The 24,804-nt window shown below is 72.1% G+C and carries 21 protein-coding genes; 14 read left to right on the top strand and 7 right to left on the bottom strand.

Annotation, left to right across the window (positions count from 1 at the left end; genetic code table 11):
• Positions 1 to 35: 35 nt before the first annotated feature.
• The 3 genes from ACQEUR_RS05600 to ACQEUR_RS05590 form a co-directional block, all read right to left on the bottom strand.
• The gene (locus ACQEUR_RS05600; RefSeq protein ID WP_433026374.1) at positions 36 to 1,262 is read right to left on the bottom strand and encodes a hypothetical protein; all 1,227 of its coding nucleotides are present in this window, start codon (positions 1,260 to 1,262) and stop codon (positions 36 to 38) included.
• Positions 1,263 to 1,394: 132 nt separating this feature from the next.
• Entirely contained in the window at positions 1,395 to 3,092 is a 1,698-nt protein-coding gene (locus tag ACQEUR_RS05595; protein WP_433027712.1) for a GTPase, read from the bottom strand.
• Between the two features lie 35 nt (positions 3,093 to 3,127).
• The gene (locus tag ACQEUR_RS05590; protein ID WP_433026371.1) at positions 3,128 to 5,230 is read right to left on the bottom strand and encodes an ABC transporter; all 2,103 of its coding nucleotides are present in this window, start codon (positions 5,228 to 5,230) and stop codon (positions 3,128 to 3,130) included.
• A gap of 290 nt (positions 5,231 to 5,520) precedes the next feature.
• Between ACQEUR_RS05590 and dnaK the strand changes: the two genes are divergently transcribed.
• The 7 genes from dnaK (at position 5,521) to ACQEUR_RS05555 (ending at position 13,018) form a co-directional block, all read left to right on the top strand.
• Positions 5,521 to 7,392 (top strand): molecular chaperone DnaK, encoded by a 1,872-nt coding sequence (gene dnaK / locus ACQEUR_RS05585; RefSeq protein WP_433026368.1) that lies wholly within the window; start codon positions 5,521 to 5,523, stop codon positions 7,390 to 7,392.
• A 57-nt stretch (positions 7,393 to 7,449) separates the two neighbouring features.
• Entirely contained in the window at positions 7,450 to 8,394 is a 945-nt protein-coding gene (gene grpE, locus ACQEUR_RS05580) for a nucleotide exchange factor GrpE (RefSeq protein WP_433026365.1), read from the top strand.
• A gap of 84 nt (positions 8,395 to 8,478) precedes the next feature.
• Positions 8,479 to 9,666 (top strand): molecular chaperone DnaJ, encoded by a 1,188-nt coding sequence (dnaJ, locus tag ACQEUR_RS05575; RefSeq protein ID WP_433026362.1) that lies wholly within the window; start codon positions 8,479 to 8,481, stop codon positions 9,664 to 9,666.
• A gap of 82 nt (positions 9,667 to 9,748) precedes the next feature.
• Positions 9,749 to 10,138: a heat shock protein transcriptional repressor HspR gene (locus tag ACQEUR_RS05570; RefSeq protein WP_433027709.1), complete on the top strand. Its 390-nt coding sequence runs from the start codon at positions 9,749 to 9,751 to the stop codon at positions 10,136 to 10,138.
• Between the two features lie 317 nt (positions 10,139 to 10,455).
• Complete coding sequence (locus ACQEUR_RS05565; RefSeq protein WP_433026359.1) at positions 10,456 to 11,073, top strand: DUF4360 domain-containing protein; 618 nt, start codon at positions 10,456 to 10,458, stop codon at positions 11,071 to 11,073.
• Positions 11,074 to 11,574: 501 nt separating this feature from the next.
• Positions 11,575 to 12,216, top strand: coding sequence for a DUF4360 domain-containing protein (locus ACQEUR_RS05560; RefSeq protein WP_433026356.1), 642 nt, complete (start codon positions 11,575 to 11,577; stop codon positions 12,214 to 12,216).
• A gap of 166 nt (positions 12,217 to 12,382) precedes the next feature.
• Entirely contained in the window at positions 12,383 to 13,018 is a 636-nt protein-coding gene (locus ACQEUR_RS05555) for a DUF4360 domain-containing protein (protein WP_433026354.1), read from the top strand.
• A gap of 493 nt (positions 13,019 to 13,511) precedes the next feature.
• Here the strand turns inward: ACQEUR_RS05555 and ACQEUR_RS05550 are convergent, their stop codons facing one another.
• The 3 genes from ACQEUR_RS05550 to ACQEUR_RS05540 all read right to left on the bottom strand — a co-directional run bounded on the left by ACQEUR_RS05550 (position 13,512) and on the right by ACQEUR_RS05540 (position 15,849).
• Positions 13,512 to 13,943, bottom strand: coding sequence for a hypothetical protein (locus ACQEUR_RS05550; RefSeq protein ID WP_433026352.1), 432 nt, complete (start codon positions 13,941 to 13,943; stop codon positions 13,512 to 13,514).
• A 193-nt stretch (positions 13,944 to 14,136) separates the two neighbouring features.
• Positions 14,137 to 15,342, bottom strand: coding sequence for a cation:proton antiporter (locus tag ACQEUR_RS05545; RefSeq protein ID WP_433026349.1), 1,206 nt, complete (start codon positions 15,340 to 15,342; stop codon positions 14,137 to 14,139).
• 6 nt (positions 15,343 to 15,348) lie between these two features.
• Positions 15,349 to 15,849, bottom strand: a complete 501-nt coding sequence (locus ACQEUR_RS05540; protein ID WP_433026346.1) for a cation:proton antiporter regulatory subunit — start codon at positions 15,847 to 15,849, stop codon at positions 15,349 to 15,351.
• Positions 15,850 to 15,944: 95 nt separating this feature from the next.
• Between ACQEUR_RS05540 and ACQEUR_RS05535 the strand changes: the two genes are divergently transcribed.
• The 7 genes from ACQEUR_RS05535 to ACQEUR_RS05505 all read left to right on the top strand — a co-directional run bounded on the left by ACQEUR_RS05535 (position 15,945) and on the right by ACQEUR_RS05505 (position 23,884).
• A complete protein-coding gene (locus tag ACQEUR_RS05535; protein ID WP_433026343.1) occupies positions 15,945 to 17,105 on the top strand; it encodes a hypothetical protein in 1,161 nt (386 codons plus the stop codon).
• A 228-nt stretch (positions 17,106 to 17,333) separates the two neighbouring features.
• Positions 17,334 to 19,925: an ATP-dependent chaperone ClpB gene (gene clpB / locus ACQEUR_RS05530; protein WP_433026340.1), complete on the top strand. Its 2,592-nt coding sequence runs from the start codon at positions 17,334 to 17,336 to the stop codon at positions 19,923 to 19,925.
• A gap of 141 nt (positions 19,926 to 20,066) precedes the next feature.
• Entirely contained in the window at positions 20,067 to 20,852 is a 786-nt protein-coding gene (locus ACQEUR_RS05525) for a hypothetical protein (protein WP_433026337.1), read from the top strand.
• A gap of 301 nt (positions 20,853 to 21,153) precedes the next feature.
• Positions 21,154 to 21,930 carry an SDR family NAD(P)-dependent oxidoreductase gene (locus ACQEUR_RS05520; protein WP_433027706.1) on the top strand — a complete coding sequence of 259 codons (777 nt, stop codon included), beginning with the start codon at positions 21,154 to 21,156 and terminating at the stop codon, positions 21,928 to 21,930.
• Between the two features lie 201 nt (positions 21,931 to 22,131).
• The gene (gene pyrE, locus ACQEUR_RS05515) at positions 22,132 to 22,671 is read left to right on the top strand and encodes an orotate phosphoribosyltransferase (protein ID WP_433026334.1); all 540 of its coding nucleotides are present in this window, start codon (positions 22,132 to 22,134) and stop codon (positions 22,669 to 22,671) included.
• A gap of 57 nt (positions 22,672 to 22,728) precedes the next feature.
• Entirely contained in the window at positions 22,729 to 23,106 is a 378-nt protein-coding gene (locus ACQEUR_RS05510) for an ArsR/SmtB family transcription factor (protein ID WP_433026331.1), read from the top strand.
• 91 nt (positions 23,107 to 23,197) lie between these two features.
• The gene (locus tag ACQEUR_RS05505) at positions 23,198 to 23,884 is read left to right on the top strand and encodes a class II aldolase/adducin family protein (protein ID WP_433026328.1); all 687 of its coding nucleotides are present in this window, start codon (positions 23,198 to 23,200) and stop codon (positions 23,882 to 23,884) included.
• Positions 23,885 to 23,914: 30 nt separating this feature from the next.
• Here the strand turns inward: ACQEUR_RS05505 and ACQEUR_RS05500 are convergent, their stop codons facing one another.
• On the bottom strand, positions 23,915 to 24,637 hold the full coding sequence (locus ACQEUR_RS05500; RefSeq protein ID WP_433026325.1) for a DedA family protein: 723 nt from the start codon (positions 24,635 to 24,637) through the stop codon (positions 23,915 to 23,917).
• Positions 24,638 to 24,804: the final 167 nt, after the last annotated feature.

Raw genomic sequence — 24,804 nt, 5'->3', positions numbered from 1 at the left:
GCGCGGGGGCCGGGGCAGCACCGTTCGCCGGTCGGCTACGCCGGGTCGTCGCCCAGCCGCTGCCGGTTCGCCTCGATCCAGGCGTCCAACGCCTCCGGGTCGTCCGGGTCGACGCCCTCGGCGATCAGCTGGGCCACCGCCGCCGTGGCCGGGCTGCGCCGTTCACCCGTGGTGTAGAGCCGGACGAACTCCGGGACCATTTCGTCGATCGCCTCGTCGGTCTGGGCGGCCGCCTCGGCCGGCAGCCCTCGCTGCCGGGCCGCGTAGGCGGCCCAACCCCGGACCACCCGGGGCAGCATCGCCGCGTCGTCCATGTCCAGCACCGCCCGCCGGTGCACCCAGTCGAGCAGGAACAGCCCGGCCACGGCCGGACTCCAGCGCATCGGGTCCGCGTCCGGCAGCGTCGCCGAGTGGTCCAGCACCAGGCTGAGGCAGAAGTGCAGCGAGGCGAGATCCGCCTCCGGCACCTGGTGCAGGTTGAGCCGGGCGGCCTCCGGAGAGCCGAGGAAACCACGGACCAACCGGTCGCGTCCGTCGGCCGAGAGCGCCTCCGGTTCGTCCCGTACGGCGCTGAGGAGAGGGGTGGGCAGCAGGGCCAGCCGAGCACCGACCAGCGCCCGGTCGGTGGCGAGCGAGCCCTCGTCGGGCAGCGCTCCCAACTCGTCGGTGATGTTCAGGTGCCGGGCCACCTCGCCGCGCAGCCGCGACGGGTCCTCCTCGCGGAACCAGGTCAGCGCGTCACCGGCGCACATCTCGCGCACCTGTCCGAGGATCCGTTCGGCGGGGCCGCCGACGAAGACGTCCTTGGTGATCCCGATGTTGTGGTCGACCAGCGCCACCACGGCATGCTCCGGCCCGCCGGTCTCGGTGTCGTCGTAGGCGAAGGTGGCCAGGTAGGAGGTCTGGTCGCCGTACACGTCGCCGTAGGCGTAACTGCCGGTCAGCCGTACCTTCCCGAGCTGTTCGGACCAGGAGGGCGACTGCGTGCCGGGCTTGACCGCCGCGGCGCCGGCGGCGTCCGGCACCAGCGAGGCGAAGACGGTACGGATGGTGCGCGCCGCCGCCGTGCGGCGGCGCGAGGTCGCGGTGAGGAAGCCGCCCACGAACTCGCGGACGGCACTGTTGCGATCTTCCTCGGCGATGGCGTAGACGCTGCCCAGCAGCGCCGTGCCGAGCATCTCGGCGTCCAGCGCGCAGTCGAGCTTTGTCACGTCGCGAGCGGCGTGCAGCACTGCGTCATAGGGGTTCTGCGGCGTGGCCATGAAATCGACCCTACGCCGGGGGCCGGCCATCGAGCACCAGGAGCGCGCCGGGAGCGGGCACCCCGAAGATCAACGGGTACGCCCGGCGCGGAGATCGGCGCCGGTCAGCTCGCTCCCGTACCCGCCGGAAGATCACCTGGACGACGAGGCGGCGCGGAGCGCGGCCCGCGCCTCGGCGTACGAGCGGAGCACCGCGCGGACCGGCGCGACGACCTGTGCCCGGGCCACCTCGGCCACCGCGTCGTGCATCCGGCCCTCGGCCCGCCACCGCGCCCGCCGGGCGGCCCAGCGGATCACCGGTTTGACCAGCAGCGCGACCAGTACCCCGAGGAGCAGTCCGCCGAGCAGCAGCAGGGTCGGCAGCGGCACCTCGCCGACCATCGGATATTCCAGGCGGGGCAGCCCGACGGCGCGTACCAGGTAGCCGAGGACCAGCCAGGCCAGGCCCGCCACGGCGGCCACGGTCACCAGCCACTGCACCCCGTTGACCAGCCGCCACCAGATCGGCCGGCGGGCCACCCCGAGGTCGGTCGTGGCGACCGCCCGGTCCAGCGCGTCGGAGAGGTCGGTGAGCCGGGAGCGGGCCGCGGTGGTCACCGCCGCCGCCCAGGGGGCGGGCAGGGACGTACCGGCCTGGTCGGCGACCGCCCGCAGGGCCAGCCCGACCGCCGAGCGCTGTGCCACGGTCGGCTCGGGCAGCGAGGTGGCCGCCGCCGGAACGACGGCCTCGCCGGTCTCCGCGAGCTGCCTCGACCGGTCGTCGGCGGGCCCGGCCAGGTGCAGCCGGCGAAGCGGGTCCGGCCGCAGCCGTCGCCAGCCCCGCGCCACCGGCCAGCCGGTCGCGGCGACCGCCCGGTGCCGGTACGCCTGCTCGGTCGCCTCGGCGACCGCCGGTACGCCCGCCGCGGCGGCGAGGGCGTCGATGAGCCGGCGCATGGTCGGCCGGTCGACGTCGTCGCTGGCCGGTGCCGAGCCCATCATCTCGGCCAACCGCTCGGTCACCGCGTCCGCGTCACCGGCGAGCCGGCGCAGCGCCGCCTGCCGTTCGGCGACCGCCTGACCGAGCACCGAACGCAGCGGGGCCGTGGCGTGGTCGCTCAGTGCGGACGTGGCGAGCAGCCGGACCCCGGCGAGCTGGTCGGCGTTGAGCAGCCGCCGGAGGTCGGCCATCAGCCGGGGCACCTCGGCCGGTGGCAGCCGGTCGGCCTGGTTGAGGACCACGACGGTGACGTCCCGGTGGCGGTGGAACTCGCGCAGGTAACTGGCGTGCACCACCCGGTCGGCGTACTTCTGCGGGTCGACGACCCAGACGACCAGGTCGACGAGGCCGAGCAGCCGGTCCACCTCCAGCCGGTGGGACCGCTCCACCGAGTCGAAGTCGGGCAGGTCGAGCAGGACCAGGCCGTGCAGGTCGGCCTCGTCCGCACCGTCCAGGGCGCTCTCCCGGACGAACCGGTGCCGGGGCAGTACGCCGACCCAGTCGAGCAGCTTGGTGGCGCCGTCCAACGGCCCCCAGACGCAGGCGTGGGTCACTCCGGTGGTCGGCCGGCGGACCCCGACCGGGGACATCTCGAACCGCGCCAGCGCGTTGAAGAGGCTGGACTTGCCGCTGCCGGTCGCGCCGGCCAGCGCCACCACGGTGTGGTCGCGGGAGAGCGCCAGCCGGGTGCCGGCCCGCTCGACGAGGGTGTGCGCCGGTACCAGCCGCTCGTCGGGCAGGTGGCCCTCGACGGCGGTGAGGAACCGGCTGACCGCCGTCAGCCGCTCGGTCAGCCGGTCGGCGTCGACCCGCTCGTCGGCCCGGAACACGTCGCGCACCCTGCCCATCATGTCGGTCACCGCGCCGCCGGTGTGGCTGACCCCGCTCACCGGGCCGTCCCCGCTCCGGCCGGCGGCTCTTCCACGGCCGGCGCAGCCCCGACCTGCGGCGTGGCCCCGGCCTGCCCGGCGTCGCCGGCCCCGGAATCGTCTCCGGCCGGCGGAACGGTACCGGTCAGCGAGGTGCGGGAGCGGGCGTCGCGCACCAGTTCGGCCGCCCGGCGCAGCCGCTCACCGGGGTCGCCGTGCACGCCGGCCGCCGAGGTGCGGGTCAGGTAGCGGGCGGCCTCCTCGTCCAACAGCGTTCCGACCATCGTCATCAGGTCGGCCCGGGCCCGGTTGGCCAGCGTACGGATCGCCTGGTCACCGAAGATCGCCTCCAGCACCTTCTGCGCCGCCACCGTGGTCCCGCCGGCCGCCGCGACCTCCAGCCCGGTCGGGATGAACGCGGTGGAGGCGAACACCGCGATCATGACGGCCAGCCCGGTGGCGTTGACCGCGTACGCCGCACTGCGCGCCACGAACCGCTTGTCACCGCCCGTGGTGCGTACCAGCTCCAGGACGCCGCGCTGCCAGTCCCGGACCAGCCGCTCGGCCCGTTCCGGCAGGTCGGCGCCGGGCCGGGCCAACTCCGGGGTGAGCAGCGCGGCGCCGGCCGGGTGCGCCTGCCAGGCGCTGTGACTCTGTTCGGCGGCCACGGCGGCGGTCTCCCGCAGCAGCGTGACCAGTTGTGACTCGATCGCATTCCGGAGCTGGGCACTGGGCGCGGGACGGCCGGTGGCCGCCGCGACGAGCCGGTCCCGCAGCCGGCCGATCCGGGCCTCCAGGGTGCGGAACAGCTCTCCGGTGCCGACGAACTCCTGCCAGCGGGCGAGGACCTCGCCGCGGAGCAGCCGGCCGTCCCGCAGCCCGTCCTCGACGGTGCGGCGGGCGTTGCGGTAGGCCGCGTGGACCCGGTCGTCGAGCGCCTCGGCGGCGGCGGCCTGCTGGTCGGCGGCGGTGGCCAGCCCGGCGACGGTCGGACCGAGCGCGCCGAGCGCGCCGTCCAGGGTCTGCCGGATCACCGCCGACCGGGCCTCGGCGTCGGAGGCGAGCCGGCCGAACCAGGAGCGGAGCGGCTGGGTGAGCCGGTCCGGCAGCAGGCCCTGCCCGTCGACCACCGTCTCCGGCAGCACGAACACCGGTGCGGCGCCCAGTTCCTGCTCGGCCAGCATCTCGGCGAGGTGGGAGCTGATCTCGTCGGCCGCTCCCGGCGGCACCCGGTCGAGGACCAGCGCGATCACGGTGCCGCGGGCGCGGGCGGTGCGGAGCAGTTCCCACGGCACCGCGTCGGCGTACCGGGCGGCGGTGGTGACGAAGAGCCACAGGTCGGCAGCGGCGAGCAGCTGGCTGGCGAGGGCCCGGTTGGCGTCGACCACCGAGTCGATGTCGGGGGCGTCCAGGAAGGCCAACCCGGCGGGCAGCGCCGGCGCGGAGACCAGTTGCAGCGTGTCCGGCCGGTCGCCCGGCTCGGCGGTGCGGGTCAGGCCCGGTAGCAGGTCACCCTGCCGGAACCAGGCCGAGTCGGCCGGGTTGCAGACGAGTACCGGTGACCGGGTGGTCGGCCGGAGCACGCCGGTGGCGCTGACCCGGGCCTGGACCAGGCTGTTCACCAGGGTCGACTTGCCGGCGCCGGTGGAGCCGCCGACGACCACGAGCAGCGGGGCGTCGAGTCGGGCGAGGCGGGGCAGCAGGTAGTCGTCGAGCTGGGCGACGAGCCCGTCGGCGAGTCGTCGCGCCTGGCCCGCATCGGCCAGTGCCAGCGGGTACGCGGTGGCGTGCACGGCATCGCGCAGCCCGGCCAGCGCCTCGGAGAGGTCCGGCTCGGTGCCGGTCCCGGCCCGGGTGCCGGTCGGCGGCGGGGCATCGGCCAGCGGCGAGCCGAGGGGGTCCGGACCGGGCCCGGGAGGGCTCGTCCCCGCCGGTGTCGATCCGCCGCCGGGCTCCGCCGGGCCGTCCGGGACCACGCCGGTGTCGGGTAGGTCCCGGTCCGGGCGGGGCGTCCCGCTCCGGCCCGGACCGACCCGCTCGTCCGGGGCGTCACCGTGCTGGCGCCCGTCCTCGACCACGGACGTGCCGAGGTCGCTGGCCGCGTCGCCGTGGGTCGTCACGGGTAAAGACTGCCCGATCCCTGCAACACAGACAACAGGCACGGTTACCGACGGATCAGCGCGCCGTCGCCGCGTGCCGGGCGCGTACGGTGGTCGGCCGCCGCGACCTCCGTCGATGAGGGGCCGGTTCGCCGTACCCGGGCCTGGAAGCGGGTTGCGTCGATGTGACTCAAGTCGACTTTGACGTTGGGGCTCGCCGTGGCACTATTGAGTCCGGTCCACTCAACTTGTGGTGGGTGCGCTGCGGGCGGTGCCCGTCACCTGCTCTAGTACGAAGCGAGGAAACGAAGATGGCACGTGCGGTCGGCATCGACCTCGGCACGACGAACTCCTGCGTCAGCGTTCTCGAGGGCGGCGAGCCCACCGTCATCGCGAACGCGGAGGGCTCGCGGACGACTCCTTCGATCGTCGCGTTCGCCCGCAACGGTGAGGTGCTCGTCGGTGAGGTCGCCAAGCGTCAGGCGGTGACCAACCCGGACCGGACCATCCGGTCGGTCAAGCGGGAGGTCGGCACCAACTGGTCCGTCGACATCGACGGCAAGAAGTACACCCCCCAGGAGATCTCCGCGCGCACGCTGATGAAGCTCAAGCGGGACGCCGAGGCGTACCTGGGGGAGCGGATCACCGACGCCGTGATCACCGTCCCGGCGTACTTCAACGACGCCCAGCGGACGGCCACCAAGGAGGCCGGGGAGATCGCCGGCTTCAACGTCCTGCGGATCGTGAACGAGCCGACCGCGGCGGCGCTGGCGTACGGCCTGGACAAGGGCTCCAAGGAGCAGACCGTCCTGGTCTTCGACCTGGGCGGCGGCACCTTCGACGTGTCGCTGCTGGAGCTGGCCGAGGGCGTCATCGAGGTCAAGTCGACCAGCGGTGACAACCACCTCGGCGGCGACGACTGGGACGAGCGGATCATCGACCACCTGGTCAAGACCTTCCGTGGGCAGCACGGGGTCGATCTGTCGCAGGACAAGATGGCGATGCAGCGGCTCCGCGAGGCGGCCGAGAAGGCCAAGATCGAGCTGTCCGCCGCGACCACGACCAGCATCAACCTGCCGTACATCACCGCCGGCCCGGCGGGTGGCGACGGTGCCCCCTCGGCGCCGCTGCACCTGGACGTGACGCTCACCCGGGCGGAGTTCCAGCGGATGTCGCAGGACCTGCTGGACCGCTGCAAGGGCCCGTTCGAGCAGGCGATCAAGGACGCCGGGATCAAGGTCGCCGACGTCGACCACGTGATCCTGGTCGGTGGCTCGACCCGGATGCCGGCCGTCTCCGAGCTGGTCAAGCAGCTCACCGGCCGGGAGCCGAACAAGGGCGTGAACCCGGACGAGGTCGTCGCGGTCGGCGCGGCGCTGCAGGCCGGCGTGCTCAAGGGCGAGGTCAAGGACGTCCTGCTGCTCGACGTGACCCCGCTGAGCCTGGGCATCGAGACCAAGGGCGGCATCTTCACCAAGCTGATCGAGCGGAACACCACGATCCCGACCAAGCGCTCCGAGGTCTTCACCACCGCCGACGACAACCAGCCGTCGGTGCTGATCCAGGTCTTCCAGGGCGAGCGCGACATCGCCGCGTACAACAAGAAGCTCGGCACCTTCGAGCTGACCGGCCTGCCGCCGGCGCCGCGCGGTGTGCCGCAGGTCGAGGTCACCTTCGACATCGACGCGAACGGCATCGTGCACGTCAACGCGAAGGACCTGGGCACCGGCAAGGAGCAGTCGATGACGATCACCGGCGGCTCGGGGCTGCCGAAGGACGACATCGAGCGGATGATGCGGGACGCCCAGGACCACGCCGACGAGGACAAGCGGCGGCGCGAGGAGGCGGAGACCCGCAACCTGGCCGAGCAGCTCCAGTGGCAGACCGAGAAGTTCCTCGCGGAGAGCGGCGACAAGCTGCCCTCGGAGTCCCGCGACCAGCTCAACGAGGCGCTCGGCGACCTGCGTTCCGCGCTCGGCGGTACCGACCTGGATAAGATCAAGTCGGCGCACGAGAAGCTCGCCCAGGTCTCCCAGCAGGCCGGTTCGCTGCTCTACGCGCAGCAGGGCGAGCAGGCCGCTCCGGGCGCCGGTCCGGGTGCCGCGGGTCCCGGCGCGGGTGGCGCCAAGGACGGGGACGACGTGGTGGACGCGGAGATCGTCGACGAGGACGACAAGAAGTGACCGGTCGTCACCGCGACACATCCCATGCACACCGGCAGAACGGATCGAGGTAGTCGCATGACGGACAAGCCACGAGCCGCCGACCCGGAGACCACCGGGTCGGCGCCGGGTGGCTCCGCGCCCGACGGCCAGGCCGACGAGCGCGTCGTCATCCGGGACGAGCGAGAGCAGGGCCAGGCCGACGGCCCGGCGGAGACCGCACCGGCCGCCGGGGCCGGTGACGACGCCGGTACGGCGGACGCCGCCACCGGGGACGGTCCGGTGGAGGTCGCCGAGGCGGGCGAGGACGTCGGTACGGCGGACGACGCCGTGGTCGACGAGCCCGCCGGTGTCGAGGCGGAGCCGGCCGCGACCGACGGGGCGGAGTCGACCGGCGACGCCGGCACGGATCCGCTCGACGCGATCGACGGTGTGGGCGACCCGGAGCCGGCCACGCCGGTCATCGACGACACGGAGCTGGCCGAGGTGCTGGAGGCGGAGAAGCCGTCGGGCACCGACGGTCCGGTGGTCGACGCCCCGGCGAAGCCGATCGACCCGGCGTCGGAGGCCGACGGGCGCGGCCCGCTCGGCGCCGAACTGGAGGCGCTCCGCGGCGAGCTGGACGAGCGGACCAGGGACCTGCAACGGGTCTCGGCGGAGTACGCCAACTACCGCAAGCGGGTCGACCGGGACCGGGGACTGGTGACCGAACAGGCCACCGGAGCGGTGCTGACGGCGCTGCTGCCCATCCTCGACGACCTGGACCGGGCCCGCGAGCACGGGGACCTGGTCGGGCCGTTCGGCACGGTGGCCGAGCAGCTCACCACCGGGTTGGGCAAGTTCGGGCTCACCGCGTTCGGCGAGAAGGGCGACCCGTTCGACCCGACCCGGCACGAGGCGGTGGCCCACCAGACCTCGGCCGACGTCACCGAGCCGACCTGTGTCGAGGTGATGCGTCGCGGTTACCTGCTGGGCGACCGGCTGTTGCGACCGGCACTGGTCGCGGTGGCCGATCCCGAGTAGGCCGGTGCGTCGTGGTCGAGGTGCCATCCAGCCGCCACGGCGGATGGGCCTCGGCCACGACGCGTGAGGGGAGGTGGACGATCGATGAGTTCCAAGGACTGGCTGGAGAAGGACTTCTACGCCGTGCTGGGCGTGAACGGGTCCGCCTCCGCTGACGAGATCAAGAAGGCGTACCGGAAGCTGGCCCGGGAGTCACATCCGGACCACAACCCGGGCGACGCCGGGGCCGAGGATCGGTTCAAGGCCGCCTCCGAGGCGTACGACGTGCTCTCCGACGAGCGCAAGCGCAGGGAGTACGACGAGATGCGCTCGCTCTTCGGTTCGGGGGCGTTCCGGCGCAACGCCCGGTCGGGCGGGCAGTCGGGCGGCGGTTACCCGTTCGACGTCTCCGACCTGTTCGGCGCGGCCGGCGGTGCCGGGGCCGGCGACCGACGGTTCGGCGGCGCCGGTTTCTCCGACCTGTTCAGCTCGATCTTCTCCGGGGGCGCCGGCCCCGGTCCGGCCCGTGGTCCGGCCCGTGGGCGGGACGTCGAGGCCGAGGTGGTGCTGGACTTCGACGACGCGGTGCGCGGCGTGACGGTGCCGTTGACGCTGCGGGCGCCCGGGGTCTGCGACACCTGTCACGGTGACGGGGCGAAGCCGGGCACCCTGCCCCGGACGTGTCCGCAGTGCCGGGGCGCCGGGGTGGTCACCCGCAACCAGGGGTCGTTCAGCTTCTCCGAGCCCTGCCGGGAGTGCCAGGGCGTGGGGACGATCGTGGAGGAGAAGTGCCCGGAGTGCCGGGGCACCGGCGGGGTGACCAAGACCCGCACCCTGAACGTGCGGTTCCCGGCCGGTGTCGGCGACGGGCAGCGGATCCGGCTCGCCGGGCGCGGGGAGCCGGGTGAGCGCGGTGGGCCGGCCGGTGACCTGTTCGTGCTGGTGAAGGTGCGCGCGGACGAGCTGTTCGGGCGTACCGGCGACGACCTGACCCTGACCGTACCGATCACGATCGCGGAGGCGGTGCTCGGCACGGACCTGCGGGTGCCGACGATGGACGGCGCGGTGACCCTGCGGGTGCCGCCCGGTACTCCGAGCGGCCGACGGCTGCGGGCCCGGGGCAAGGGCGTGGTCCGGCGGGACGGCCAGGCCGGCGACCTGCTGGTCACGGTGGAGATCGCGGTCCCGGAGCAGTTGTCCGGCGAGGCCCGTGAGGCGCTGGAGCGGTTCGCCGCCCAGACGCCGCCCGCAGGGCGGGAACATCTCGACGCCCGGGTGCGTCGTTTCAACTGACCGGTTCGCCGACGCGGAGGTGAGGAAGGTGACCGAGGAGATCATCGTCTCCATCGAGCAGACGTCCGACGCCAAGGTGCTGATGATCTCGGTGGCGGCCCGGATGGCGGGCATGCACCCGCAGACCCTGCGGCAGTACGACCGGATGGGGCTGGTGCAGCCGGGCCGGGCGCCGGGCGGCGGGCGCCGGTACAGCGCCCGCGACGTGGCGCTGCTGCGCGAGGTCCAGCGGCTCAGCCAGGACGACGGCGTGAACCTGGCCGGGATCAAGCGGATCATCGTGCTGGAGCAGTTCGTCGACGAGCTCCAGCACCGGGTGGCCCAGCTGGAGGCCGAGCTGGACGCCGCGTACCGGCGGGTGGCCGAGCTGGAGGCCATGGGCACGCTGCAACGCCGGGACCTGGTACCCACCAACCGCGCGTCGACCGCGCTGGTCGTCTGGCGCCCCCGCCGGTCCGACCCCTCGGCCTGACGCCGCCGCCTGGATCCCCCGGTCGCCCTTACGGTCAATTTCCGGGTGGGTTTTTCCGTGCGCGTCCCCGATGTGCAGAATTCTTTCCGCGAATTAGACTTGAGTCCACCATTCGCGTCAAATCGCACGTGCGAGCCCGTCCCATGCGTGTTCTTTAGGGTGGATCTGCGGCCTTCGACTGAGGGGTCGCGAGGCCGGTCGGAGCCCGATCAAGAATGTAAACTCCTGATCAAAGAATTAACATTGACGGAAATCGATAGTGTCATTAGGGTGAGTCGCGGGCACCAGCGTATCGCGACGATCGGAAGGAAACTCCCATGCCCACTCTGATGGCCATCGGCGGCGTAGTCGCCTCGCTGCTCGCCGCCTCGGTGCTCGCCGAACCATCGGCGGGCCCACCCGACAGGATCGAGATAAGTGTCGAGACTGTCAATGGGTCGGGCTGTCCGGCGGGCACGACCAACGTGAACACCGCGGCGGACAACACGGCTTTCACCGTCAGCTACAGCAACTTCCTGGCCGAGGCGGGCCCCGCCGCCAAGCCCGTGGACTCCCGCAAGAACTGCCAGCTCAACCTGGCGGTACGGGTACCGGCGGGCTTCACCTACGCCATCGCGCGGGTGGAGCACCAGGGGTTCGCGCACCTGCAGAACGGGGCGACGGGCCAGCAACTCGCGCACTACTACTTCACCGGGACCTCCCCCACGGCCCACGTGAGCCACGAGTTCAGCGGGCCGTACACCGGTGATTGGCAGACCAGCGACCAGGCCGCGGCGTTGATCTACGCCCCCTGCGGTTCGCAGCGCAACCTGAACATCAACACCGAACTGCGGGTGGATGGCGGCCACTCCGACTCGGCGACCAGCTTCATCACCATGGACTCCTCCCGGGGTGGGGTCCGGACCATCTACCACCTCAGCTGGAGGACGTGCTAGGGCTGCCGGCCCAGTGCGTCGCCCCCATTCCATAACTGGGGACGTAAAGCAGACGATGCCCTCTGGGCCGGGCTGTTGGAGGCAACATCCTCCACCGGTCCGGCCCAGAGGGCATCGGCGACTCCGGGCACCTTCCGCCCACCTCGGCGGCATCGGGAACCCGGCCGGGAAGTGACGTCAATGCCGTACGGCAGCTCCAGATCCCGGGGGAAGCCGGAGGATTACCCGGCACGGAATCGTCTGTGCGAATGACGCCGGTACGGCCGAGCCGGCGCAATCGCAGCAGGTGCTGATCGGCCAGTGACTTCCCACCAGGATGCACCCATTTCCGGTGGCCCTTGTCGGGTGGTAAACCGTTCCTCCGATCCGCCCTCTCCCCTTTACGGTCAGAAGTCCTGGACGAGTCGTCCATCATTCCCTCATATATTGACGCTAGTGAATATGATCTTTAAAGTAAAGATGCGCGCGCCACCGTACCACCACGATCGGGAGGGAAAGTCCATGATCAGCATGTTGGCTCTTGGGAGCCTCGTTGCCGCGTCGATGTCTTTCGGGCCAATTATTATCCAGCCGACGGAACCGCCGCCCGCCGAGAAGATTGTCATCGACGTCGTCACGGTGAACGGTTCGGGATGTCCGGTCGGAACGGCGGCCGTGGCCGTCGCTCCCGACAACACGGCCTTCACCGTCACCTACAGCGAATACCTCGCCCAGGTAGGTGTGGGTTCCAAGCCGACCGACTTCCGGAAGAACTGTCAGCTGGCGCTCCAGGTGCACGTGCCGGAGGGCTTCACGTACGCGATCCTGCAGGCAGACTACCGGGGCTTCGCCTCCCTGGCGGCCGGGGCCACGGCCACCCAGCGGGCGAACTACTACTTCCAGGGGACGTCGCCGACGACGTACACCAGCCACCCGTTCAGCGGGCCCCTGGAGGACAACTGGCAGTCGACCGACACCTCGGACGTCACGTCGTTGAGCTACGCGCCCTGCGGCGAGATGCGCTACCTGAACATCAACACCGAGTTGCGGGTCAGCGCCGGCACGTCGAATACCACCAAGACCACCAGTTTCATGTCGATGGACTCGACGGACGCCAGCATCAACACGATTTACCACTTCGCCTGGAAGAAGTGCGACGAGTGACATTCCCCGCCGGGCTGGGATGCTGCGGGGCGACGTACGCCCGCGGCATCCCGGCCCGGCGGGCCGGGCGCGGTTCCCCCGGCCGTTCTCCACATGCGCCGACTGATTTCCGCCCCGTGCGGCCTGTTTCCGCACGGCCCCGGCACGACGATCGAAAGGAACTTCAATGTTGAGCATGCTTGCTCTCGGCGGCTTGGCGATGTCTCTCTTAGGACCCCCACTCGCCACCGAGCCGGCCCTGGCCCCGCCGCCCGACAAGATCACCATCGAGGTCGTCACGGTCAACGGCTCCGGCTGCCCGGCCGGTACGGTCGCGGTGGCCACCGCGGCCGACAACACCGCCTTCACCGTGACCTACAGCGACTACCTGGCCCAGGTCGGCGTCGGCGCCCGACCGACCGACTTCCGCAAGAACTGTCAGCTCAGCCTCCGGGTCAACGTCCCGCAGGGCTTCACCTACGCGATCGCCCAGGCCGACTACCGGGGCTTCGCGCACCTCCAGCGCGGTGCCACCGGCATGCAGCGCGCGGGTTACTACTTCATGGGGACGTCCCCGACGGCGTACCGCAGTCACTCCTTCGCGGGCCCGGTCAGCGACAACTGGCAGGCGACCGACGCGACGGAGGTCGTGTCGCTGGTCTACGCCCCCTGCGGCGAGGTACGCAACCTCAACGTCAACACGGAGCTGCGGGTGAGCGCCGGTACGTCGAACCCGGCGACCACGACGAGTTTCATGGCGATGGACTCGACTGACGGCAGCGTCAGTACCACGTACCACTTCGATTGGAAGCGATGCGATTAGTCGTCCCGTCCCGGCGCCGCGGCCGTGACGAGTCAGGCGTACACCCACGCGGCAGGGTGTGCGGGTCCCCAGGACGCCCCCTGGACCCGGTACGCGCGGACGCCACGTCCGGACGGCCGGTACCGGGGGGCGTCCGTCGTCGTCGGGCCGGCGACGCGGTCCCGGTACGGGGTCCCGGCCGCGGTTTCGCTGTGGCCGACTCCTCCGGCTGGCTATTGTCATGCTCAGGTGCCGACGGGTCACCCGGGCCGGTCAGGGTGGCAACGAGCCGGTCCGCCGGGTCCGGGTTACCGCGCCGGAACAGGGCGCGGGCCGCGGTGCGGGACGGGCGGGAACGCCCGGCATCCAAGGGCGGGCAGGCCGGGATCCACGGGGGGCCCCGGCCTGCCGCACGCCCCGACCGAACCGACCCCGGCCTCCCGACACGACCCGGCCGAACCGGCCCGGGCCTCCCGACACGACCCGGCCGGATCCGTCCTGGCGGCGGGACGCCTCAGCCCAGGCGGCGGCCCTGGCGGACCAGCCCGCCCTCGCACCAGTCGTGGTAGTCGAAGAGCTCCGGCCTCGCCTGGAGCATCCGGCTGTTGTGCGCCCAGATCGCCATCGGCTCGTCACCGAGCCGCTCGGCCTGCTCGACCAGCTTGCGTAGCCGCCGCTTCGGATGCGCCCGGAACTTGGTCCGGATGCCGTCCGCGGCGTAGATGTAGAGGCAGTGCAGGGCGAACCGGCGGGCCGGACAGGACCGGTCCATGGCCAGGTCGAAGAGCGTGGTGATCAGCCGGTCGCCGGAGACGAGCAGGTCCCAGTCCTGCGGCATCGACTGCAACGGCACCGAGTCCGGTTGGTACGCCCACGCCCGCAGTTCAGCCGGTGATGGGTCGACCGGGTTGGCGAAGCCCCGGAACGACGACTCCTGCAGGCTCAACGGGCAGACCTTCCACTCGCGCGAACGCGGAACCCACCGGCCCCCGCGGACACCGGTAGCTACTGCGGCGACACGGTAACGCGCTGTTGCCGGAATGCGAAAGAGTCGCCGTGTGCCATTTCATCAACCCGTTACGTGGCACGGGTCGCGGCGGCGGCGCAGTCCCGGTATGTGGAGCGGTCGCCCCTCCCGGCTACTCCGTGGCGGCCACCGGCGGCGAGGTTGCCGCGGCCCGCCGGCGCAGCCAGCTCTTGAACCGGGCGGTGTCCGGCAACCGGGCCAGCATCGGGCCGGTGACCACGGTGATCAGCACGTACGCGGTGGCGAGCGGAGCGAGCTGCGGGTGGATGATGACGCTGCTGGTCACGGCCAGCCCGGCGATGACGATGGAGAACTCGCCCCGGGGCATCAGGGCGAGCCCGGTACGCCACCGGCCCGGTAGGCCGATGCCGGCCCGCCGGGCGGCCAGGTACCCGGTGAGCGCCTTGGTCGCCATGGTCACCACGGCCAGCGCGAGCGCCGGCAGCAGCACCGGCGGGATGTCCCGCGGATCGGTGTTGAGCCCGAAGAAGACGAAGAAGACGGCCGCGAAGAGGTCCCGCAGCGGGGAGAGCAACTCGGTGGCGTTGTGCGCGACCGGTCCGGAGAGCGCGATGCCGACCAGGAACGCGCCGACCGCCGCCGACACCTTCAGGCCGGCCGCCGCCCCGGCGACGAGCAGGGTCAGGCCGAGCACGCCGAGCAGCAGCGCCTCCGGGTCCTGGGCGGAGAACATCCGGGAGATGACGTGGCCGTACCGAATCGCCACCAGCAGCACCAGGACGACGGTGCAGACCGCGACGGCCAGGGCGATCCCGCCGCCGAGCAGTCCCTGACCGGCGAGCAGCGCGGTGACCAGCGGCAGGTAGAGCGCCATCGCGAGGTCCTCGATGACCAGGATGGAGAGGATGACCGGGGTCTCCCGGTTACCGAGCCGGCCCAGGTCGCCCAGCACCTTGGCGATGACCCCGGACGAGGAGACCCAGGTGACGCCGGCCAGCACGATGGCGGCGATCCACCCCCAGCCGAGCAGCAGCCCGAAGGCGGCTCCCGGCAGCGCGTTGAGCAGCCCGTCGATCAATCCGGCCGGCGCCGAGGCCCGCAGGTTGCCGACCAGTTCGCCGGCCGAGTACTCCAGACCGAGCATCACCAGCAGCAGGATCACGCCGATCTCGGCGCCGACGGCGAAGAACTCCTCGCTGGCCGACAGGGGCAGCACGCCGCCGTGCCCGAAGGCGAGTCCGGCGAGCAGGTAGAGCGGGATCGGGGAGAGCCCGATCCGCCGGCTGAGCCGGGTGAGCAGACCGAGGATGAGCAGCAGCGCGCCGACCTCAATGAGCAGGATCGTCGTGTGATGCATCTACCTTCAGCCGTCCGGGTCGGTCTCGGCGAGGATCGCGGTGACACCGTCGAGACCCTGACGGGTGCCGACCACGACGACCACGTCCCCGGCGTCGAACTGGAAGCTCGGCTCCGGAGAGGCGATCACCTCGCGTTCCCGCAGGACCGCGACGATGGAGGCGCCGGTACGGGTACGCGTCTGCGTGTCGCCCAGCCGCCGGCCGACGTACCGGGAGCCGGCCGGGATGGCGATCTGCTCGGTGAGCAGACCGGCGGCCTGCTGGCGCAGCCCGGAGAGCTGACCGAGCATCAGCGAGGCGCCGAGGATGTCGGCCAGCGCCTCCGCCTCGTCGTCGGTCAGCGGGATGTCCGCGGTGCAGGAGTCGGGATCGTCCGGGTCGTAGAGGACCAGGTCCCGCCGGCCGTTGCGGTGGGTGACCACGCCCAACCGGCGCCCCGAGGCGGTCACCACGTCGTGCCGCACCCCGATCCCGGGCAACGCCGTCTGCTCCACGCGTACTCGCACGGCGGCAACGCTACCGCGCGGTCACTTGGACAGGAATGGGAGTACCGGGGAACCGGGGAGCTGGGCGGGGGCTCGAGATACTGCGGAGGTTGCCGATGCCCGATCCACCGCTGCGGCCCGGCGTGTTCCGCGTGACGACCGCCGCCGTGACGCTCTCCCTGCTGATCGCCGGCTGTTCCGTCGGAGGGATCCGCCGTACCGCGCCGCCGCCCGGTCCGGTCTCCTCGCCGGCGGGTACGACGGTCGAACAGGTGCCGGTGCCGGTGCCGGTGCCGGCGGACCACGCCCTGCGACAGGTCGAGTTCGTCGACGCGGCGCACGGCTACGCCCTGTTCGTCGGTCCGGCCACCGCCGGGGCCGCGGTCGGAGCGGCTGCCTCGGGCGGTCCCCGCTCCTCCGCGGCGCCGGGGGAGAACGCCGTCCTGTTCGGCACGGTGGACGCGGGACGCTCCTGGCGGCCGGTGCGGCATCCGCGACCGCTGGCCCGGGAGCACCAGCTCTACGCCGGCAACGGCGTGCTGGTCCTGTTCGCCGAGCCGGACGGCTGGTTCGTCTCGCTCGACGCCGGCCGCAGCTTCGCCCACCACCGCCGCTCGGACACCCCGCCGGCGGCGTACCGCCGGATCTACGGCCGGCTCCAGGTCTGCTGCGACACCGACGACCGGCCGAAGGTGTGGCAGTGGCGCGGCGACGGCTTCGACCCGCTGCCGGCGCAACCGCCGCTGCCCGACCTCAGCACGGTGGCGTACGGCGGTGGGCGGCTGGTGGCCGCGGGCCTGCGCCACGGGCGTCCGTACGTCTCGGTCTCCGGTGACGGCGGGCGGAGCTGGAGCCCGGCGACGGCGCCGGACCCGGACGGCGGCCTCTTCGCGGTACGGGTCCAGGTGGCTGCCGACGGTGACGCCTGGCTGCTCGGGCAGGCGGGCGATCCGACCCGGTTCCCCCGGCTGTGGCGCGACTTCGGCGTCCCGGCGGCGCCCCGGTGGCTGCCGAGGGAGGTCGCCGACCAGCCGGCCGGGTTCACCTCGGCGGTGCCGCTCGGTGGTGGGCTGTTGGCGGTGACCGGTCCGCAGGGTCCTGGCCTGGTCAGCGGGGGGCGGTACGCCCGGTTGGACTGGCCGGTGGGCGGCAACCACCTGCGGATGCTGGACGGCGGGACGATCTTCGCCGCCGATCCGGTCGCCGGGCGGTTCTGGCTCGGGACCGGCCGGGGGATCGACCGGGCGTGGACGGTGGTGCGGTTCGACCGGGTCTGAGCCGGTTCTGTCCGCCGGCGGTGTGGGCGCTGGCCGAGCCGTCCGGGGAGAGTGCCCGGCCGGCCGAGCCGGGCGAGGAACCGTGACGCGCGTTACTCCGCTAGAGTTGAGCGGAATAGACTCAAGTCTGGTTGTGTCGTCATCACTGGAGGTCGTCTCGCCCAGGCGGAGAGACGCGCGTCCGGTGCCGGCCCGTGCCCCGCGGCCGGCGGAGCGTATGGGGAGCAGATGAACGCCGAACGTCTTACCACCAAGAGCCGAGAAGTCATCACCGGCGCGGTCGCCACCGCGAACCAGCGCGGCCACGCCACCGTCGAGCCCTGGCACCTTCTGCTGTCGCTGCTGGACACCGGCGGGTCGACCGCCGGCGGGCTGCTGCGGGCCGTCGGCGCCAACCCGGCCGACGTCCGGCGGGCCGCCGCGCGGGCCGTGGAGAACCAGCCGGCCGCCCGGGGCTCCAGCGTCGCCGAGCCGAGCCTGTCCCGCGAGTTCGTCAACGCGATCGGCGCGGCCGAGCTGATCGCCCGCCCCCTCGGCGACGAGTACACCTCCACCGAGCACCTGCTCGCCGGGCTGGCCCGGGTCGGCGGTGCGGTCGCGGAGACCCTCCGGCAGGCGGGTGCCACCGAGGAGAACCTCGTGGCCGCCTTCCCGGCGGTGCGCGGCGGCGACCGGCGGGTCACCACCGCCGACCCCGAGCAGACCTACCAGGCGCTGGAGAAGTACGGCGTCGACCTCACGGCCCAGGCCCGGGACGGCAGGATCGACCCGGTCATCGGCCGGGACTCCGAGATCCGGCGCGTCATCCAGGTGCTCTCCCGGCGTACCAAGAACAACCCGGTGCTGATCGGCGAGCCCGGCGTCGGCAAGACCGCGATCGTCGAGGGGCTGGCGCAGCGGATCGTCGCCGGCGACGTACCCGAGTCGCTGCGGGACAAGAAGCTCGTCTCCCTCGACCTCAGCGCGATGGTCGCCGGTGCGCAGTACCGCGGCCAGTTCGAGGAGCGCCTCAAGTCGGTGCTGGAGGAGATCAAAAACTCCGACGGCCAGGTCATCACGTTCCTCGACGAGCTGCACACCGTGGTCGGCGCCGGCAAGGGCGAGGGCTCGATGGACGCCGGCAACATGCTCAAGCCGATGCTGGCCCGCGGCGAGCTGCGGATGGTCGGCGCGACCACCCTGGACGAGTACCGCGAGCACATCGAGAAGGACCCGGCGCTGGAGCGGCGGTTCCAGCCGGTGCTGGTCGGCGAACCGACCATCGAGGACACCATCGGCATCCTGCGCGGCCTCAAGGAGCGCTACGAGGTGCACCACGGCGTACGGATCACCGACGCCGCGCTGGTCGCCGCCGCCACCCTCTCCGACCGGTACATCACCGAGCGGTTCCTGCCGGACAAGGCGATCGACCTGGTCGACGAGTCCGCCTCCCGGCTCCGGATGGAGATCGATTCCCGGCCGGTCGAGGTGGACGAGATCGAGCGGGCGGTCCGCCGGCTGGAGATCGAGGAGATGGCGCTGGCCAAGGAGCCCGACCCCGGCTCGGCCGAGCGCCTGGAACGGCTCCGCAAGGAGCTCGCGGACAAGCGCGAGCAGCTGACCGCGCTCAGCGAGCGGTGGCGGCTGGAGAAGGACCACATCACCCGCCTCTCCACCGCCAAGGAGGAGCTGGAGCGCCTGGGCGGCGAGGCCGAGCGGGCCGAGCGGGACGGCGAGCTGGAACGCGCCGCCGAGCTGCGCTACGGCCGGATCCCGGAGTTGCGGGCCGCGCTGACCCGGGCCGAGGCGGAACTCGCCGGGCTCCAGGCCGACGGGGCGATGCTCAAGGAGGAGGTCGGCGCCGACGACATCGCCGCCGTGGTCGCCTCCTGGACCGGCATCCCCGCCGGCCGGCTGATGGAGGGCGAGACCGCCAAGCTGCTCCGGATGGAGAGCTCGCTCGGTGCCCGGGTGGTCGGCCAGGCCGAGGCGGTGGGGGCGGTCTCCGACGCCGTCCGCCGGGCCCGCGCCGGAGTCGCCGACCCGGACCGGCCCACCGGCAGCTTCCTCTTCCTCGGCCCCACCGGCGTCGGCAAGACCGAGCTGGGCAAGGCGCTCGCCGAGTTCCTCTTCGACGACGAGCGCGCCATGGTCCGGATCGACATGAGCGAGTACGCCGAGAAGCACTCGGTGGCCCGGCTGGTCGGCGCCCCGCCCGGCTACATCGGGTACGAGGAGGGCGGGCAGCTCACCGAGGCGGTGCGCCGCCGCCCGTACTCGGTGATCCTGCTGGACGAGGTGGAGAAGGCCCATCCGGACGTCTTCGACGTACTGCTCCAGGTGCTCGACGACGGCCGGCTCACCGACGGTCAGGGCCGTACGGTCGACTTCCGCAACGCCATCCTGATCCTCACCTCCAACCTCGGCTCGTCGCTGATCGCCGATCCGACGCTGACCCAGGACGAGCGCCGGGAGGCGGTGCTCGCCGTGGTGCGGACGCACTTCAAGCCGGAGTTTCTCAACCGGCTGGACGACATCGTGGTCTTCGCGACGCTGACCGGCCCGGAACTGCGCGGCATCGTGGACATCCAGCTGGAGCGGCTGCGGCGCCGGTTGGCCGACCGCCGGCTGGTCCTGGACGTCGACGAGGCGGCCCGGACCTGGCTGGCCGAGCGCGGGTACGACCCGATCTACGGTGCCCGGCCGCTGCGCCGGCTGGTCCAGTCGGCGATCGGCGACCGGTTGGCCCGGGCGCTGCTCTCCGCTGAGGTGCGCGACGGCGACACCGTGCGGGTGGAGCTGGCCGAGGACAAGGAGACCCTGACCGTCACGGCGGCCTGACCCGGGCGGGCCGGTCCGCTGCCCACCCCCGGGACACCGCCGGCGCCTTCGCCTGCGCGCGTCATTGGTCCGGTACCGATACGGTGGGTTCCCTGATCGGATGCGGTCCGATCTAGGTAAGTCGATCCAGGGAGGAGAGTCGTGTCGGTACCAGCCAACCCCGCGGCGCCGGCCGCGAGGCAGCGCCCCGGCAGCGTCACCGTCTCCAGCTATCTGCTCTACCTGGTGGCGATCCTGCTCGTCGTCATCGGGATCGCCGCACTGGCCACCATCGGCGTCACCTCCGAGGTGCTGCGGGAGGCGTACGCCGGCACCGAGGTCGAGGGCGCGGAGACGTTCGCGGTGGGGGTCATCGTGGTCTCCGCGGTGGTGCAGTTCCTCTTCGCCGCCGGCTTCGTGGTGCTCGCCCTGCTCAACAACCGGGGCAACAACGTCACCCGGATCATCACCTGGGTGCTCGCCGGGCTCGCCCTCTGCTGCACCGGGCTGGGCCTGGCCGGCAACGCATTCAGCGGCATGGGCACCGGCGCCGGTTCCGGCGCCAACCTGCCCGATCCGCAGGACATCCAGCGCCGGCTCACCGACGAGATGCCGTCCTGGGTCGAGCCGGTCAGCAACGTCTGCTCGGTCCTCGCGCTGCTGGCGTTGCTCGCCGCGATCATCCTGCTCGCGCTGCCCGCCTCCAACGAGTTCTTCCGTAAGCCGCAGCCCGGCTGGGAGCCGCCGGTGCCCGGTGCGGCCTACCCCGGCTACCCGCAGGCGACGGCGGGTGGCGAGCCGGGTTACCCGTCGGCGCCGGGCTACCCGTCCGGGCCGGATCAGCCGGGGCAGGGCGGTCACCCGCCGGCTCCGGGCAACCCTGCCGGTCCGGGCAACCCGCCGGGCGAGCAGGGCAACCCGCCGAACAACCCACCGTCGGCCGGCTGACCTTCCAGCCGGACGACCCGACTCCGCTTCCGGCGGGCCGCGACCGATCGCGGCCCGCCGGAGGTACGTCCGGGGTCGTGGGCCCCCTTTGCCTGGCGCCGGCGCTCCGCTAACTTAACTGCCCAGTAGCCTCGGTGCCGGCGGGCGCGGGCGTCGCCGTCCCCGGCGGCCGCCCTCGCGGACGGTGCCGTCTGCCGTCCCCGCCCGCCGAGTTGAGGAACCGCCCGTGGCGCCAGCGTCCGACCGTCGTGGTACCGCCTCCGGCCCCGGCCCCCGGCCGGCGGGTGACCGACCCCGCGCGGTGGTCACCGGAGCCACCGCGGGCATCGGGGCGGCCTTCGCGCGGCGGCTCGCGGCCGACGGCTACGACCTGCTGCTGGTGGCCCGCGACGGCGACCGGCTGGCCGGGGTCGCCGCCGAGTTGACCGCGCGGTACGGCACCGACGTCCAGGTCCTCCCCGCCGACCTCGCCGGCGACGAGGGCGCCACGGCGGTCGAACGGCGGCTCAGCGACCCGGCCGAGCCGGTCGACCTGCTCGTCAACAACGCCGGGATCAGCCTCAACCGGCCGTTCCTGCGCTCGACGGTCGAGGCCGAGGCCCGGCTGCTCCGGCTGAACGTGCACGCCGTGCTCCGGCTGACCCTGGCGGTCCTGCCCGGCATGACGGAGCGGAGACAAGGGGCAGTGATAAATGTCTCTTCGGTTGCCGGCTTTGCCGCGGTCATGCCCGGTTCGACCTACTCGGCGAGCAAGGCCTGGGTCACCAACTTCAGCGAGGCCGTGGCGTTGTCGGCGCGCCCCTTCGGCGTACGGGTCATGGCGCTCTGCCCCGGCTACACCCGTACCGAGTTCCACGAGCGGGCCGGCATCAACATGTCGAAGACCCCGGAGTGGCTGTGGCTACGGGCCGACGACGTGGTCCGGGACGCGCTGCGTGACCTGGACCGGGGGCGTCTGGTGAGCGTGCCGGACTGGAAGTACAAGCTGGTCGCCTTCGGTCTGCGGCACGCGCCCGGTCGACTGTGGCGGGCGGTCGCCCGGGACACCCGGGGCCGGATCGGCCGCGAGGACACCTGAACGGTCGGGCCGGCCAGATGTACACCGGGTAACGACTTCGGGGAGGGGCGGAACCCGTTCCGGAGCGGCCGGTCGAGGGCAAGATTCAGTGCGGAGAGTAGCCGATAATGGGCCTCGCCGGCCACCGGATGATCGGCCGCCGAACCTCCCGCGCCGGGTCGGCCGTTCGGCTCACAGTCAGGCGCAGTACCCTTAGCCGCCATGGGCGACCGCGACGACCTGCGTAAATTCATCACTGACCTCGCCGTCGTGCATGGCCGGGTGGTGCTCTCCTCCGGACGCGAGGCCGACTGGTACGTCGATCTGCGGCGGGTGACGCTGCATCACGCGGCGGCACCGTTGGTCGGTCGGGTCATGCTGGACGTCACGGCCGAGTGGGACTTCGACGCGGTCGGCGGCCTGACGTTGGGTGCCGACCCGATCGCCGTCTCGATGCTGCACAACGCCGCGATTGCGGGGCGTCCACTGGACGCCTTCGTGGTCCGCAAGAGCGGCAAGACCCATGGGTTGCAGCGGCGGATCGAGGGTCCGGAGGTGCGGGGTCGCCGGGTGGTGGCGGTGGAAGACACCTCGACGACGGGCAGCAGTGTGCTGGCCGCAGTGGAGGCGTTACAGGAGGCCGGAGCCGAGGTCGTGGGTGTGGCGGTTATTGTTGATCGAGGTGCGGGCGACGCCGTACGAGCGGCCGGATTGCCATACCGGGCAGCCTATGCGTTGGCTGACCTCGGCCTAGTGGCCTAAAAGTTTGCCGATTCGGATCTGCTGATATGCAGGCGGGTCGATGCTGCTGGTGGAAGGATGGAAACCGTGGGAACTGCGTTGGCCGAAATGACTATGCCTCAAATTTCGCCGCTTGCCGGCGAACCGATCGAGCGTGCTGACGCCGAGCGACTGGCGGGGGTCCTCAAGGCCCTTGCCGACCCCGCTCGGCTCCGGCTGCTCAGCCTGATCCAGTCTGCGCCAGAGGGCGAGGCGTGCGTGTGTGACCTCACCGCGCCGCTTGGCCTCTCGCAGCCGACGGTCAGTCACCATCTGCGTATCCTCACCGAGGCCGGCTTGCTGGAGCGGGAGAAGCGCGGCGTGTGGGCTTACTACCGGCTGGTGCCGACGGCGATCGCGACGATCGCCGACCTCCTGACGCCGCCGCGTAAGCGAGCCACCAAGAAGGCTCGCTGAATCAGCGACCGGTCCGTCTGGTGTCCGTCCCTCGTAGGGCGGCGCCAGGCGGCCTGGCTGCTGATGGCGCGACGGCTCAGGACCGGCCGGCGTGAACTATCCGCAGGGTGACCTGCGGGACCAGCTCGCGTACGTCGGGCGGGATGTCGTCCGGAGCGGCCTCGTGGTCGGCTCCGGTGGCAATCTTTCCGTCCGGCTGCCCGGCGACGATTCGTGCTGGGTCACCGCGAGTGGCACCTGGCTGGACCGGCTCGACCGGGCCTCCTTCGTCCGCGTGCGCATCCCGGACGGGATGACGTACCCGGACGAGGCGGAGCACCCGGCGGGCTCGACCCTGCCCGTGACGCCGACCAGCGAGGTCGCGCTGCACCTGGCGACGTACCGGGCCCGGCCCGACGTACGGGCGATCGTCCATCTGCACCCGCAGTCGGTGCTGCTGCTGGACGCGCTCGGTGAACGGGTCCGGCTGGTCACCACCGATCACGGCTTCTACCTGCGCCGGATCGCCCGGGTGCCGTTCCGGCCGCCCGGTACGGCGGAACTGGCCGACCTGGCCGCCGACGCCGTACGGGACGGGACGAACTGCCTCGTGCTGAGCCAGCACGGCTGCTCGGTACTCGGCGACAGCGTGGAGCTGGCGCACAAGCGGGCGCGCAATCTGGAAGAGGCCGCCCAGCTCAGCTACCGGGCGATGGCGGCCGGCCGCCTGCACGACCTGCCGGACTGCCCGGCCGAGTTCCTCGCCCGGCTCGACCGGATGGGCACCGACACCGTCTGAGCTGCCCGACCGGTCGGCGGGTCGGCTCTGCTAGTACTCGCCGTACTCCCGCCGGTTCTGCTGGGCCTCCCGGGCCGCGTGCTCCAGCTCGGCCCGCTCGGCCTGGGTGGTGCCGCGCCGAGCGGCCATCCGGGCCCGGAGCAGTTCGACGGCGATCGGGATGACCGAGATCGCCACGATCGCGATCAGGATCAGCTCGATGTGCTCCTTGACGAACGGGAGCTGGCCGAGGAAGAAGCCGAGGACCGTGACCCCGGTGCCCCAGAGGATCCCGCCGATCACGTTGTAGACCACGAAGGTGCGGTACCGCATCCCGCTGACCCCGGCCACGATCGGGGTGAACGTGCGGACGATGGGCACGAAGCGGGCCAGAACCACCGAGCGGGCGCCGTACTTCTCGAAGAACTCGTGTGCCTTGAGCAGGTTCTCCTGCTTGAACAGCTTCGAGTTGGGCCGGCGGAACAGTGCGGGCCCCACCTTCTTGCCGAACGCGTAGCCGACCTGGTCGCCGGCGATCGCCGCGATGGTGATCAGCAGGCAGACCAGCCAGAGCGGGTAGGTGATGTACTGCCCGTCGGCGGTGAGCAGCCCGGCCGTGAACAGCAGGGAGTCGCCGGGCAGGAAGAACCCGATCAGCAGGCCCGATTCGGCGAAGACGATCGCCAGGATGCCGAGCAGTCCGAACGTGGAGATCAACCACTCCGGATCCAGGAAATCCGGACCCAGGGCCAGCGTTGTGGTGGGCGTCGGCACGAGGTGACCTCCGGAAGCGGTTCGGCAGGACGTGCTGAGGGATCCGCCGTCGGGTGGCGGGTACCACAGCAGTCTAGGCGGCGGCGCGGGCCCGCCGTCGCGCGATGCCGGCAGGGCACACCGGGAGGTCCGCCGCCCGGGCGCCGGCCGTGGCGGGTCACCGATCC

It is taken from the genome of Plantactinospora sp. CA-290183 (assembly GCF_050936375.1).
In the GTDB taxonomy this organism is placed as follows: Bacteria; Actinomycetota; Actinomycetes; order Mycobacteriales; family Micromonosporaceae; genus Plantactinospora.
This window is presented reverse-complemented; position numbering and strand designations above follow the sequence as displayed.